The 15528-nt window shown below is 30.2% G+C and carries 7 protein-coding genes, 1 riboswitch and 1 other annotated feature; of the genes, 5 read left to right on the top strand and 2 right to left on the bottom strand.

From position 1 onward, the window contains the following. Positions 1-148 precede the first annotated feature (148 nt). Positions 149-431, top strand: a binding site (T-box leader). Positions 432-637: 206 nt separating this feature from the next. The 4 genes from OIO11_RS05005 to OIO11_RS04990 all read left to right on the top strand — a co-directional run bounded on the left by OIO11_RS05005 (position 638) and on the right by OIO11_RS04990 (position 9248). Next, the gene (locus OIO11_RS05005) at positions 638-2098 is read left to right on the top strand and encodes a sodium-dependent transporter (RefSeq protein WP_268070302.1); all 1461 of its coding nucleotides are present in this window, start codon (positions 638-640) and stop codon (positions 2096-2098) included. 324 nt (positions 2099-2422) lie between these two features. After that, the gene (locus OIO11_RS05000; protein WP_268070300.1) at positions 2423-3640 is read left to right on the top strand and encodes an exonuclease SbcCD subunit D; all 1218 of its coding nucleotides are present in this window, start codon (positions 2423-2425) and stop codon (positions 3638-3640) included. Next, positions 3630-7160: an AAA family ATPase gene (locus OIO11_RS04995; protein WP_268070298.1), complete on the top strand. Its 3531-nt coding sequence runs from the start codon at positions 3630-3632 to the stop codon at positions 7158-7160. The genes OIO11_RS05000 and OIO11_RS04995 overlap by 11 nt, the downstream gene beginning before the upstream one ends. Before the next feature lie 231 nt (positions 7161-7391). Continuing rightward, positions 7392-7479, top strand: a riboswitch (cyclic di-GMP riboswitch). A gap of 71 nt (positions 7480-7550) precedes the next feature. Next, positions 7551-9248, top strand: coding sequence for a methyl-accepting chemotaxis protein (locus OIO11_RS04990; RefSeq protein WP_268070297.1), 1698 nt, complete (start codon positions 7551-7553; stop codon positions 9246-9248). A gap of 102 nt (positions 9249-9350) precedes the next feature. On the opposite strand, the gene OIO11_RS04985 is transcribed toward OIO11_RS04990, so the two are convergent. Further along, a complete protein-coding gene (locus tag OIO11_RS04985) occupies positions 9351-9992 on the bottom strand; it encodes a lactate utilization protein (protein ID WP_268070296.1) in 642 nt (213 codons plus the stop codon). A gap of 551 nt (positions 9993-10543) precedes the next feature. On the opposite strand from OIO11_RS04985, the gene OIO11_RS04980 reads away from it, so the two are divergent. Continuing rightward, on the top strand, positions 10544-14785 hold the full coding sequence (locus OIO11_RS04980; protein WP_268070295.1) for a 2-hydroxyacyl-CoA dehydratase: 4242 nt from the start codon (positions 10544-10546) through the stop codon (positions 14783-14785). A gap of 254 nt (positions 14786-15039) precedes the next feature. Here OIO11_RS04980 and OIO11_RS04975 read toward each other — a convergent pair whose 3' ends face one another. Further along, positions 15040-15348: a hypothetical protein gene (locus OIO11_RS04975; protein ID WP_268070293.1), complete on the bottom strand. Its 309-nt coding sequence runs from the start codon at positions 15346-15348 to the stop codon at positions 15040-15042. Between the last annotated feature and the right edge of the window lie 180 nt (positions 15349-15528).

Genomic DNA, 15528 nt, shown 5'->3' with positions numbered 1-15528 from the left:
AGAAGAAAATGTTTTAAATATTACGAATTTTTTTAAAATTTAACAATATATCACTAATTAAGGTTATTTAGAAAATTTTATAAAAAAATGTTGACAATCTTTTAAATGATATATATAATTGTGAGTAAGAATTTCGGTAATTTAACAAGATAAAGTGACGACGGAGAGAAAAATACTTTGTTTTTAACTGCAGAGAGCCAATGTATGCTGGAAGTTGGCGTTAAAATAGGTATATAATGATCACTCCAGAGCTGCCAAATTGAAAGAAATTATTTTTGAGTAGATGAGGACGGTTGCCACCGATACATGGCTATGGTTATGTAATTTACCAAGTGAAAATTATTTGGATTTTACGTCGACTTGAATAATGAGGCATTTTAATAAAATGTAAATTAGGGTGGTACCACGATAGATAAACTCTCGTCCCTATGAAGTATATTAAGTATACGTTCATAGAGGCGAGAGTTTTTTATTTATATCAATATTCTTAGATATTTTGAATTACTGAAAATCATTTATAGAAATTAAAACTAAAGGGGGCTAATTGAGACGTAATTTTTGTAACAATCAATAGTAAAATATTCTTAAAAATGTAGTTATATAGAATTAAAAATATTTCAAAGAGGGGGTTTAACATATGAAAAGAGATAATTTTGGATCAAGATTAGGTATTTTAGCAGCAGCAGCAGGATCTGCGATAGGTCTAGGAAATATATGGAAATTTCCGTACATTACAGGACAAAATGGGGGAGCAGCATTTATTTTAGTTTATTTAGCATGTATTGTGTTAGTAGGTCTTCCTGTAATGTTAACTGAATTTGCACTTGGAAGAAAAACTCATAAGAATGCGGTGGGCGCATTTAAAGAATTAGAACCAAATAAACCGTGGTATTTATCAGGAGTTGTATCTGTTTCAACAGCATTTATCATACTTTCTTTCTATGCTATGATAGCAGGTTGGGTATTTTCATATTTAGTAAGGTCAGCTTCAGGTCAGTTGATGAATGTTGCACCAGATAAATTAGGAGATTATTTTGGTGGGGTAATTTCTGGTGGAACTGAACCAATAGTATGGACTTTTGTTGTACTTGCATTGACAGCTTCTATTGTAATTTTAGGAGTTAAAACTGGTATAGAAAAATGCAGTAAGATATTGATGCCAGTATTGTTATTAATCTTAGTTGGACTAATGATTAGATCTGTAACTTTAGACGGAGCTTCAAAAGGATTAGAATTCTTATTTAAACCTGATTTTTCAAAGTTAACTAAAGAGGGTGTTTTAGAAGCACTTGGACATTCTTTCTATTCTTTAAGTTTAGGTATGGCAATAATAATGACTTATGGTAGTTATATAGATAAAAAAGAAAATCTTCTTAAGTTAGCAGTTCAAGTAACTATAGCAGATACACTAATTGCTTTAATGGCAGGAGTAGTTATTTTCCCAGCAGTTTTTGCATATGGGCTTAAACCTGATCAAGGACCAGGATTAATATTCGTTACTCTTCCAGCTGTATTTAAAGCTATGCCATTTGGAGCTTTTTTTGAAACTCTATTTTTCTTATTAATTGGAATTGCTGCTTTAACGTCAACTATATCTTTGATGGAAGTAGTTGTAGCCTTTGTTACAGAGCAGTTTAACATGGGTAGAAAAAAAGCTACAGTTTTAATAGCTTTAGCATTATTTGCACTATCAATACCAAGTACATTATCTTTTGGTCCATGGGCTGAAGTTAAAATATTAGGAAAGAATTTCTTTGACCTATTTGATTTCTTTACAGCAAATATATCCTTACCATTAGGTGGAGTATTGGTATGTGTTTTTGCATCAGGGGTTTGGGGTATAAAGAATGCTATTAAAGAAATTGAAAGTGATGGATTATATTCTTTCTCATGGGGTGGCATATATAGTTTTGCTGTTAAATTCCTTGCACCACTAGCAATTATGATTATCTTTGTACACTCTACAGGTTTAATAGAATACTTCAAAACTGAGAATGGTAGTTTAGCAACAACTAATGTAGTATTAGCAGGGGGAGTATTACTTATTGTTCTTACATTATGGGGTTTAAAATTGAGAAGAACAAGTGACGAAGAATAAACATAAATATATATTAGGGCAGATATAGGGGCGTTATTCATTTAGAATATAGAATAAGAGTTGAGTTGCAATTTAGATTATATTTTGTAACTTAACTCTTTTTTTATGTAAAATATTTTTAAAATTATTACCAATAATGTATTTAATTTTTCTACCTTATTATATATATGTAATGTTAAAATATATTTGTATTGCAATTATCAATATTCACTACTCAATGATCAATTGAGTAGTGTGAAAGATACTTTGCTTATGCAAAATTTTAATAAAAGTTAATTTTAAAACTTAGTTATATATAGTACAGATGAGTGAGAGGGTGAATTTATGAGGATATTACATACTTCTGATTGGCATCTTGGTAAGAACTTGGAAGGTGCCAGCAGAATGGATGAGCAAGAGAAATTTATAAAGGATTTTGTAGAGATAGTAGAAGAGAAAAATGTAGATATGGTAATAATATCTGGAGATATATATGATAATAGCAATCCACCAGCAAGAGCAGAGAGAATGTTTTATGGTGCCTTAAAAGAAATCTGTAATAATGGAAAAAGGCTTGTATTAGTTATAGCCGGAAATCATGATAATCCAGAGAGACTTGCTGCTGCAAGTCCATTGGCCTATGAGCAGGGGGTAATTCTCTTAGGCAGACCTAAAAGTAGTTCTGAAATAGGAAAATGTGGAGAATACCAAATAGTAGATGCGGGAGAAGGATTTGTTGAAATAGATATAAAAGGAGAGAAAGCAGTAATAATAACTTTGCCTTATCCTAGTGAAAAGAGGTTGAATGAGGTTTTGTCCAACAGTATTGAGGAGGAAGACAGGCAAAAAAGTTATTCTGCACGAGTTGAAGAGTTGTTTTCATTACTTTCAGAAAAATATAGAGAAGACACTATTAATTTAGCTGTATCGCATTTGTTTATTTTAGGAGGAGAAGAATCTGATTCGGAAAGGCAAATACAGCTTGGAGGAAGTCTTGCTGTAGGGGTAGGAGTTATTCCAGAAAAAGCTCAGTATGTTGCACTTGGACATTTGCATAAGCCACAAGAGATAAAAGGAAAAACTAAGTGTGTTTATTCAGGTTCTCCACTTCAATACAGCAAAAGTGAAGTTGGATATACAAAGTGCTGCTATGTTGTTGATGTTAAGGCAGGGGAAAAAGCGGTTGTAGATAAGGTTTATTTAAAAAATTACAAGCCCATAGAAGTTTGGAGATGTGAGTCTGTAGAAGAAGCTATAAAAAAATGTGAAGAAAATTGTGAAAAAGAAATGTGGGTATATTTAGAGATAAAAACAGATAAGTATATAACTCAAGAAGATATAAAAACAATGAAATTCTTAAAGAAAGATATTCTTGAAATAAGACCTATAATCAAGGGTGAAGATGAAGAAAATGAAGAGTTTTATAATATAAAGGAAAAAAGTATGGGAGAGCTTTTTAAAGAGTTTTATGCAAAGCAAAGAATGGTAGAACCAAGTGATGAAATTATGGAGTTGTTTTTAAGTATTGCTGGAGAGGAAGAAGGTGAAGAATATGAAGCCTAAGATGCTTAAAATAGTTGGGTTAAATTCTTTTGAAGAAGAGCAAAAAATTGATTTTGAAAGGCTTGCAGAGAAGGGGCTGTTTGGAATTTTTGGGCCAACAGGAAGTGGTAAATCTACAATTTTAGATGCAATAACTATAGCTTTATATGGAAAGATTACAAGAACCAATAAGGGATATATAAATACTATAACTAAAAATTTGAATGTAAGCTATGAATTTGAAATTGGTGTAGGAGGAGAAAGAAAAACTTATATTGCAGAGAGAAATATGAGAATAGACAAAAATGGCTCCTATAAAACTAGGTATGCACGACTTATTGAAAATAACCAGATAGAAAACAAGATACTTGCAGAAGGACCAAAGGATGTTCAAAAGGAAATTGAAAAAATTATAGGGCTTACTTCAGAGGATTTTACTCGTTCAGTAGTACTTCCACAAGGAAAATTCAGTGAATTTTTAAAGCTTACAGGAAAAGATAAAAGGGATATGCTGGAGAGAATTTTTGCTCTTGAAAAGTACGGAAAAAATTTAAGTGATAAGATAAAGAAAGTTAGAAATGAAAAAATAAAGGAAGAAAATATATTAAGCGGTGAACTGAAAAAGTATGAAGGTTTAACAGAAGATATATTTAAAGAAAGAAAGCTTCAACTTAAAAATCTTATAGAAGAGGAAGAACATTTAACGGAAGAAAAGAAGAAAATAAACAGAGATTATGATAAATACAAGGGGATATATGAACTTCAAAATGAGCTTAAAGAGTATAAAGAACTTCAAAAAAGTTTAGATGACAGAAGTGGAGAGATTTTATCAAAAAAAGAAAGTGTTGATAAAGCTAAAAAGGCGTTAAATGTAAAACCTTTTATTGATAGCATAAAGGAAACAGAGAAGCAAATTAAAGATAATGAAGCAGAATTAAAGAGCTTAGAGATTAAACTAAAAAATATAGATGAAGAATTAGAAGTTGTAGAGAAAAACTATAATGAGATTTTAGAAAGAAAAGAAAAAAAAATACCTGAACTTATTAAAAAAGAAGCTAATCTTCAGCAGGCAATAGAAATAAATAAAAAGATAGCAAGATTAAAATTAGAAAGAGAAGAATTGCGTAAAGATTATAATAAAATTAAAGGTGAAATGAATGCATTAGAGAAAAAATTAAACTTAATACTTTCAAATAGAGAAGAGAAGCTTAAAAATATAGAAGAAATAGATAATAGGTTGAATGAAATAAGTATTGAGCCTGAGTATAGAGAAAAAGTACAGTATACCTTTGACAAAGAGAAAGAATATAAACAAGTATTGCAGAAAAAAGAAGAATTAGATTTAAAAATTAAGAATAAAGACAAAAATATTATTAATGTAGAAAAAGAATATAAAGATATTGTAGAGAAGCAGAATAAACAGAATGGTTTAGTTATAGAAATGGAAAATAGAAATAAAGAAATAGAAAAAGAAAATCCAGTAGATAATTCCGCTCTCTTAGAAAAATCAGAAAAAGTAAGCCGCTGCAGAGAAATGTTAGAGAAGGCTATAAAAAATGACAATAAGAAAAAGGAATTAGAAGAAAAATTAAAAGAGCTTTATAAACATAAAAATCCTATAGAAGAAAATTTAAAGCTTATGAAAGAAAATTTAGTAAGAAGACAAGAAGAATTAGCTGCCACAGATAAAGAAATAGATCATATAAATAAGAAAAATTTAGCTAGTATTTTAGCAGATGATTTAGAGGAAGGAAAACCATGTCCTGTTTGTGGTTCTACTCACCATACTATTTCGGTAGAAAAGATAGACAGAAAATTACTATTAGAAAAGCAGGAAGAAAAAACTCATCTTGAAGTGCTGCTTAAAAATGCCAATGAGAGTATTAATAATTTTTCTATTAAGCTTATAGCTTATGAAAAAGAAGAAGAATATATAAAAAATGAATTAAGTGGAATAGAAAAAGAGTTAAAAGATGTTGAGTTATTAAAATTTAAGGAAGAAAAGGAAAAAGAAGAGAGAGAGTTTGTAGAGCTGAAAAATAAAATAGAAAAGTATAATAAGGAAAAAGAAGAAATAAACAATAAAATAAAGAGCGAAAAAGAAAATAAGATAAAGCTGGATATGATGGAAGCAAAGATTGGTGAAGTTCTGAAAAATGAGAAAAATTCTTTGGAAGAGATTAAAAAGGATTTATCAAAAGAAAATGAAATGTTAGATAAGTGTTCTGAAAAATATTTATCGCTAAAGAAAGAACTGAATTTAGAAGATATAGGTTTGAGAATTGAAGAGATAAAGAAAGCTGAAAAGGAAAGTAGAGTTATTCAGAATAATCAAAGACAGTTAAGAAGTCTAATTGAAAAAATGGACAAAGATAAGGAAGAATTAAATGCAAGACTTAAGGAATTAGACATTGAACTTTCTAAGATATTACAGAGTGGAAAAGAAAAAGCAAGTGTTATTAAAAGTGAAGAGGAGGAACTTCAAAAGCTTACTTCCGGTAAAGATCCGCAAGAATATATTGAAGTGGTTAGAAAAGAAATTAAAGGAATTAATGAAGCTAGTGACAGACTTAAAATAGTACTGGAGAAAGACAAAAAGCAAAGGCAAGAAATATGGGATGCAAAAGTAAGCTTGGAGCAGAGTAAAATAATACTAAGCAGCTTATATAAAGAGCAAGAAGAAAAATTGAAAGCTACTTTAAAGGAAAATAATTTTAGTGATGAAAATGAAATAATAAAAGTTCTACTAAACGAAGAAGAGATAAAAAGAATAGAAGATGAAATTAACAAATATGAGGATGAGTTAAAGAACATAAAAAATAATATATCTAGAATAGAGAAAAAGCTAAATGGAGAGTTTATTGAAGAAGAAAAATGGGAAGAAATTAAAAAATATAGAATTGATAATGAAAAATTATTAAATATAAAAATAAAAGAGATAGCAGCTATTCAAAAGACTATAGAGGACATGGAAAAAGATATGGAAGATTTAAAGGAACTTAGGAAGAAGGAAAAAGAATTAAATCATAAGTTAAGTCTTCTAAATGATTTAGGAAAGCTGATTGAAGGAAATAAATTTGTAGAGTTTGCGGCAATGAATCAACTTAAGTACATTGCAAGAGAGGCATCCAGAAGATTAAAAAATATAACCAGAGACAGATATGCACTTGAAATTGACAGCGAAGGCAACTTTACCATAAGAGATGATTATAACGGTGGTGAAATAAGGGATACTAGCACTCTTTCAGGAGGGGAAACATTTTTAACATCTCTTGCACTAGCTTTAGCACTATCTTCTCAAGTTCAGTTGAAAGGCAGCGCACCATTGGAATTTTTCTTCCTTGATGAGGGATTTGGTACTCTTGATACAGAACTTTTAGAGATTGTTATGAATTCTCTTGAAAAACTCCACAGTTCAAGACTATCAGTAGGAATAATAAGCCACGTGGAAGAACTTAAAAATAGAGTTCCTGTTAAACTTGTAGTAACACCTGCTAAACAGGGAGAAGGGGGAAGTAAGGTCATATTGGAATACAGCTAAAAATTTGTATGGTTATTTTTGGCTATAAGTAATAAAAAATAAATGAAAAAAGTAAAATAAGCCTAATAATAGTTTAACTATTTTAGGTTTGTTTTTGTTGAAAAAGATTACTTAGGGGTACATGATAACTTGGTATAAATAGTCTTCATTTGAATTTTGGTGAAAAATAGAAAATGTTGACTAAAAATGAAAATTAATATATCCTATATTATAGGATGTATCTTACAAAAAAATGAAATCGGGCACATCTATTGAAAGATAGAGTCGCAAAGCTATGGGTCTAAAGAATAGGTTATTCTATGATCGCCAAGCTGCACTAATTATTAACTTATAGTGTTAGTAAAGGTGCAGCTTTTGTAATCTTTAAGTAGAAAGAATAGGGGGAAGGTTATGATTAAAAGATTTAAAAGTGCAAAAATAGTGACAAATATTGTAGCAATAATAGTTTTAGCAATGATAGTAGGTTCTTTGATAGTAGGTATTGGATTATCAAACATGAAGGAAATTAAAAACAATATGTCAATTATGTATAAGGATAGATTAGTTCCTATTACGGATGCAACTTCAATAAGAGCAGATTTTTTAAATATAAGAGTTCTTATTACTGCAGCTTACAACAAATATGATAGTAGCTATGATACACAGATAAAGAAGTATGATGAAATAATAGCTAAAAGATTAGCAAGTTACACATCAAGTAAAATGGATGAATTTGAAGTGAAAGAAATAGAAAAGTTCAAAAGTAACTATGCTGAATATATGAATATATGGAATAAAGTTAATAATGAATTAGCGAAAAGGCAACCTATAGATAGGGAACAATATGAGAATTTTAGAAGTTTGGGAATAGAAATAGAAAATTCTCTAAAAGAATTAAAAGATTATGATCTGAAAGTAGCGCAAGAATTAAATATACAAGCAGAGAAACTGTATAATAAAAGTGTAAAAATATTTATAATTATTTTTGGAGTAGGTGCAATTGTATTAGTATTTATTTCATATTGTATAATTAAAGCTGTAAGAAGTGAAACTAAAGAAATGACAGAAATATTAGATACAATTTCTAAAGGGGATTTTGCTGTCAATATAGATTTAGATAGTAACAATGAATTTGGTATGATGAAAAAATCTCTAAATAATACAGTAACTAACATTTCTAAGCTTTTGCATATGGTTAAAGAAAAATCTGAAAATATGGATGAAGCTTCTGATAGTTTGTCTGATATATCTGAAGAAATGGCATCTTCATCTGAAAATGTTACAAATGCTATACAAGATGTAGCACAAGGAACAGGATGTCAGGCAGAAGATTTGGTTGAAATTACTAATATATTGAATGGCTTTAGTGAAGAATTGGGAATTGTTGCAAAAGTGATAGAAGGTGTAGATTCAAAAAGTCAGGAAATTCAGAGTATAGCGGATGGCAGTAATAATGATATGCAAGATTTAATAAATTCTATGAAGCAATCATCAGAATCGTTTAATTCTTTTGTTTCTAAAATTTTGAATTTTGGACAAAATATAAATAGAATAGATGAAATAACAAATGTTATAAACAGTATTGCTGATCAAACAAATTTATTGGCATTAAATGCAGCTATTGAAGCAGCACGAGCTGGTGAAGCTGGAAAAGGATTTGCTGTAGTTGCTGATGAGATTAGAAAACTTGCAGAACAGTCTAAAACATCTTCACTGGATATAAATTCATTGATTAATAATATATCAAATGATACAAACATAATTATAAGTACTACTGAAGTAATGAATAATGAGCTGGTTAATCAAGATACAATTGTAAAGAATGCAATAGGCTCATTTAGTAATATAATTAAAGCTCTAGAAGATATAGGACCTAAAATTGAACAAGCTAATAGTTTGTTTACAGATATAGGTAGTAACAACAAGATTATTTTAGAAAAAATAGAAAGTACTTCTGCAATTGCAGAAGAGGTTTCAGCTTCTGCGGAAGAAATAGCAGCATCCTCTGAAGAAATGAATGCTTCTACTGAAGAAGTAGCTTCTACAGCTCAAGGATTAAGGAAAATCACAAAAGAAATGACAGAATTAGTAGATGTCTTTAAATTGTAAATTATAATAAAAGCTATTCTAACATTAAATTTATAGTGTTTAGAATAGCTCCTTATTTGATTTATCTAAATCTTATATAGGTAGGAAAAATTTTTGATTTATTTAGTATCCTAATTCTTTGCCCACAATTATAACATGAATTCTTCCTTTTTGTCCTTGTTTTCTTATTAAAACATAATCATTACAAATTCTTTCAGGACTATTACAATCTACGCAATAACCTAGAGTTGCACAAGGTGTTTTCTTATTTAATCTTTTAGTATTTGCAGGAGCAGCCAAGCGTCTATTTCTTTCAATGGCTTCATCTACATTCTTTACTATTTTATTAGTTCCAATAATAACTATTACCTTATCAGGACCATAAATCATAGCAGCTACTCTATTACCATTTCCATCTACATTATAAAGTTCACCATCCTCAGTTACTGCATTGCTGCTTGTGAAATATGCATCAGCAAAAAAGCTTTTTCTGTAAATCTCTTTAATATCTTCTTTGCTTAAATCAGGATTATATCTATCTAGAAAATTATATTTTCCACTGCGAAGCATATCTATAACTCCTGTTTCAAAAAGAGTCATAGATCCCCCTACTGATATTGTATCGCCTTCATTTATAAGCTCGTGAATTTTATTAAGTAAAGAGTCCTCATCTTTCACATAATAAGCTTGCATATTATTTTTTTCTAGATTTTCAATTGTTCTTTCAACTTTCTTTTCAATAATCCATTCCATATTTTTATCCATGAAATAAACCTCCTTAAAATATACGTATAAAATAATTTTTTTCATAAAGCATTTTTATGTTAGTTTTATGAACCTGTTGTTACTGTTAATAATGTAATTTTATTTTATATATTTGCATATAAGATAATTATAAACTAAATATTATTATGAAGTAAGTATGCACTTTTTATTTTATTATTTATGAAATAATTAGTGTTGAGATCAATTCCAAAATATAATAAAAAATATGTAAGCGTTTTAAAGAGATTGATAATATTGGTATTGGGTGGTATAATAGACATACTCTTGTTAGTCCTTGATAACATTTGTTTATGGGAAATTATTGGAAGGATTATATGAAGAATTTGAGCACAACAGGAAAAGTTTAAAATATTGTTTCAAAATAATATAGAATGGGATTTAGAGCATGGAAACCTATGTTCTGAATCATGTTAAAACATTTGCTAAGGGGATAACCTCTTAGTTTTTTTAGTGAAGTTATTAGAGGGTACCTAAAAATTTATTGTTATAAATTTCATATATTTCTTTAGTGAAATGTGGGAGGAATAGAAATGAACAGAGTTTTAAATGTTGGACTTGATGTTGGTTCAACAACAGTAAAAATGGTTGTTTTAGACAATAATAATAATATTCTTTATAAGAAGTATATAAGACATTTTTCGGATATCAAAAACACAGTTGTTTCCATGTTGGAAGAGGCAAAATCTATATTCAAGAGAAATTTATTAACGATAATGATTACAGGTTCTGGAGGATTTAATATTTCCCAAAAGCTGCAGGTACCCTTTATCCAAGAGGTTATTGCTTGTACTAATGCTATTGAAAAGGTAATTCCTAACACTGATGCTGCAATTGAGCTTGGTGGTGAAGATGCTAAGATTACTTATTTAGGAGAATCTGTTGAACAAAGAATGAATGGAACTTGTGCTGGTGGTACTGGTGCTTTTATTGATCAAATGGCGGCATTACTTCAGACTGATGCTTCAGGGTTAAATGAACTGGCAAAGGATTATAAGAATATCTATCCTATTGCATCTAGATGCGGTGTATTTGCCAAAACTGATATTCAGCCTTTATTAAATGAAGGAGCTGCAAAAGAGGATATTGCTGCATCTGTTTTCCAAGCAGTTGTAAATCAAACTATTAGTGGACTGGCACAGGGAAGACCTATTAGTGGTAATGTAGCATTCTTAGGTGGACCATTACATTTTATGTCCGAGCTTAGAAAAAGATTTATTGAAACTCTTAAACTTAAAGACAATAATATAATCTTCCCAGAAGATTCGCAATACTTTGTAGCAATAGGAGCTGCCTTGTCCTCAAAAAATGAAGAACCTTTTTCTTTTGAATGTTTATATGAAAGGGTTCCAGGTATTTATAAAATGAATAATAGTGAGAGTGAAAAGTTACAGCCTTTATTTGCAAATGATGAAGAGTATAAAGAATTTAAGAAAAGACATTCAAAACATAAAGTAAAAAGAGCGGATTTAGAAAGCTATGAAGGAAATGCTTATTTAGGTATAGATGCAGGATCTACTACAACAAAAGTTGCACTAATAGATGAAGAAGGAAGTTTATTATATTCTCACTATGGAAGCAATATGGGAAGCCCATTGGAGTCTACTATTAAAGTGTTAGGAGATTTATATGGAAAGTTAAATGAGAATACAAAAATTATGAATTCTGCTGTTACAGGTTATGGAGAACATCTTATAAAATCTGCACTTAAAGTAGATATTGGAGAAATTGAAACTGTAGCCCACTATAAAGCAGCTGATTTCTTCTTGAAGGGTGTTGATTTTGTTTTAGATATAGGTGGACAGGACATGAAAAGCTTGAAGATTAACAATGGAGTTATTGAGTCCATTATGTTAAATGAAGCTTGTTCATCAGGCTGCGGTTCTTTTATAGAAACCTTTGGAAATTCATTAAATATGAAGGTTAAGGATTTCGCCATAGAAGCAGTAAAGTCAAAGAATCCTGTAGATTTGGGAACACGCTGTACTGTATTTATGAATTCTAAAGTAAAGCAAGCACAGAAAGAAGGAGCAGAGGTAAGTGATATTTCTGCTGGAATTTCAATATCAGTTATAAAAAATGCTTTATTTAAGGTAATAAGATTGAGGAATACAGAGGAATTAGGTACAAAGGTTGTTGTTCAAGGTGGAACCTTCTATAATGACGCAGTACTTAGAGCTTTAGAGAAAATCATTGACAGAGAGGTTGTACGTCCAGATATTGCAGGAATAATGGGAGCTTTCGGCTCAGCTTTAATTGCAAAAGAACGTTATAAAGCTGGATATAAAACAAGTCTTTTGACAGGTGAGGATCTAAAAGAATTTAAAATAGATACATCCATGAAACGTTGTGAATTTTGTGGAAACAACTGTTTAATAACTATTAAACAATTTTCTGATGGGCGTGAATTTGTTTCAGGAAATAGATGTGAAAGAGGAGCAGGAATAGAAAAGGTAGAAAATGATATTCCAAACTTGTATGAATATAAATATAAGAGAGTATTTAATTACAAGTCACTATCTAAAAATGAAGCTAAAAGAGGAACTGTTGGGTTACCAAGAGTGCTTAATATGTACGAGGATTATCCTTTCTGGTTTACATTTTTTACTGAGTTAGGGTATAGGGTTGAGATTTCAAGCCGCTCATCAAAAAGGATTTACGAACTGGGAATGGAGACTATACCTTCAGAATCTGTTTGCTATCCTGGAAAACTTGTGCATGGACATATTGTTGATTTAGTAAATAGAGGAATCAAGAAAATATTTTATCCATGTATACCATATAATAGGCAGGAGGATAAGCAGGCAAATAATCATTATAACTGTCCAATAGTTACTTCTTATCCAGAAACAATTAAGGCTAATATGGATATTTTAAGAGACAATAATATTATTTTTTATTATCCATTTTTACCTATTGATGATCCTAAGAGAATGGTTAAACGATTGAGTGAAGAATTAGCAGCAGAAGGAATAACAAAACAAGAGATAATAGCAGCTGTTAGTAAAGCTTATGAAGAATTAGACAGATATAAGGAGGATGTAAGAAGAAAAGGAGAAGAAGCCATTAAATATATAAATGAAAATAATATTAAAGGCATTGTTCTTGCAGGCAGACCTTATCATATTGACCCTGAAATAAACCACGGTGTACCTGAAATGATTAAATCCTTTGGATTTGCAGTTTTATGTGAGGATTCCATAGGGCATTTAGGAAAGATAGAAAGACCTCTTCGTGTTGTCGACCAGTGGGTATATCACTCAAGAATGTATGCAGCAGCTTCTTACGCTGCACAACAAAAGAACTTGGAATTGATTCAACTTAACTCCTTTGGATGTGGCTTAGATGCTGTAACAACAGACCAGGTAAAAGAGATTTTAGAGAACTATGGAAAGATATATACTGCACTTAAGATAGATGAAATTAATAACTTAGGGGCTGCAAGAATTCGTCTGCGTTCATTGATTGCTGCTATTGAAGAGAGAGCTAAGAGAAACTTGGAACCTAAGAAATTATATGAAAATCCTGAGAGAATATTGTTTACAGAGGAAATGAAGAAAAAGCATACAATCTTAGCACCGCAAATGTCTCCAATACATTTCCGGTTTTTAAAACCTGGGTTTGAAAAAGCGGGTTATAACATTGAGATTCTACCGTCAGTAGACAAGGCAGCTATTGATGAAGGGTTAAGATATGTAAACAACGATGCTTGCTATCCATCTATTATAGTCATAGGTCAGATAATGGAGGCTCTAAAATCAGGCAAATATGATTTGAACAATACTTCTGTTATGATATCACAAACAGGGGGAGGATGCAGAGCTACCAACTATATTGCTTTCATCAGAAAAGCATTAAAGGATGCAGGTATGGAGTATGTACCAGTTATTTCTTTAAATGCAGCTGGACTTGAGAAGAATCCAGGATTTAAGATAACACTTCCAATGATAGATAACTTGATTATGGGAGTTGTTTATGGTGATCTTCTAATGAGGCTGCTGTTTAGAGTGAGGCCATATGAGAAAATTCCAGGTTCGGCAAATATGATGTATGAAGAATGGGTAGACAAGTGTATGAAGTCATTGAGAAATGGTAGCAGAAGAGAGTTTAAACAAAATATATATAAAATAGTTAGGGATTTTGACAATCTACAGATATATGAGGATTTAGTGAAGCCAAAAGTAGGAGTTGTAGGTGAAATTTTAGTTAAGTTCCATCCTACTGCCAATAATAATATTGTAGAATTACTGGAAGCAGAAGGAGCAGAGGCTGTAGTACCAGATTTGATTGACTTCTTTTTATACTCTGCTTATGATAGTGTAGTTCAATATAAAGAATTATCAGGAAGTTTTTGGAGTATGTTTTCAGGAAATATTTCAATAAAGGCTATTGAATATTACAGAAAACATATGAAAAAAGCATTGCAAGAAAGCAAGAGATTTGAAGCTCCAAAATCAATACAAGAGATAGCTCATGGTGCAAAAAGATTTCTATCTCTTGGGAACCAGACAGGAGAGGGATGGTTCCTAACAGGAGAGATGATTGAGCTTATTGAAAGTGGAGTAAATAACATAGTTTGCCTTCAGCCTTTTGCGTGTCTTCCAAATCATATAACAGGAAAAGGAATGATAAAAGAGCTTAGAAGAGCGTATCCATTATCTAATATTGCACCTATAGATTATGACCCAGGATCTAGTGAGGTTAATCAGCTCAATCGTATAAAATTAATGCTTTCTGTAGCTTTTAAGAATTTAAATAAGGATTTAGTAGTATAAGTTAATATAAAAAAAGGACTCCGAATTAATTAAGGTAAAATGGTACCTATAGATTGGACTCAAAAGAACCTTTTGAATTTAGATATAAATTGTTTGAGCCAGAAGAAGGAAAATAAGAATGTTGCCATGCAACATTCTTTTATTTTGAGCTTGCTATTTTAGTATATGAATTTAACGTTAGTACATAGTATATCATATAAATCAATGTATATTCTCATAATAAAATTATTAAGTTGTTTATTTGATATATAATGTTATATTATGTTGTATAATTTGAGTACTTTACAAACAGTAATACGTAAATTAGAAAAGTGGTTATGAGTATTTAAAAATTGAGTTTTATGTTGGCTATCTTGTAATAATGAGTAGCTAATATGATTTTCTATATCTGAATTTATTTTATTGTTTTTATAAGTTTTATAGGAATAGTGAGTATTTAATTGGATTTCAGGTTTTTCTACAATAATTTTTTCAAGATTTGTTTTAGTAGAGATAGTTCCTGCTAAAGCTATTCCACATATCAAAATATTTAATATAACTAAGACGGATATTAATTTTTTCATATTTAATTTCTCCATTTGTTATTTAAATTAAGTTTCTTTTTACAATAAAATTATAATGAATATATGCATTATGAGCCATTGATTTGTCTTACAATTTAAATTTAAACCTTACATTTTTGTAAGGTTTGTAACAGTGCATTGTTTTATAGGCAGTTACTACATCACCTTAAGTCAAGAATC

This window comes from Clostridium sp. ZS2-4 (assembly GCF_026719745.1).
Classification (GTDB): Bacteria; Bacillota; Clostridia; order Clostridiales; family Clostridiaceae; genus Clostridium_H.
Note: the sequence above shows the minus strand (reverse complement) of the source record. Positions and strands in the feature narration are given on the sequence as shown.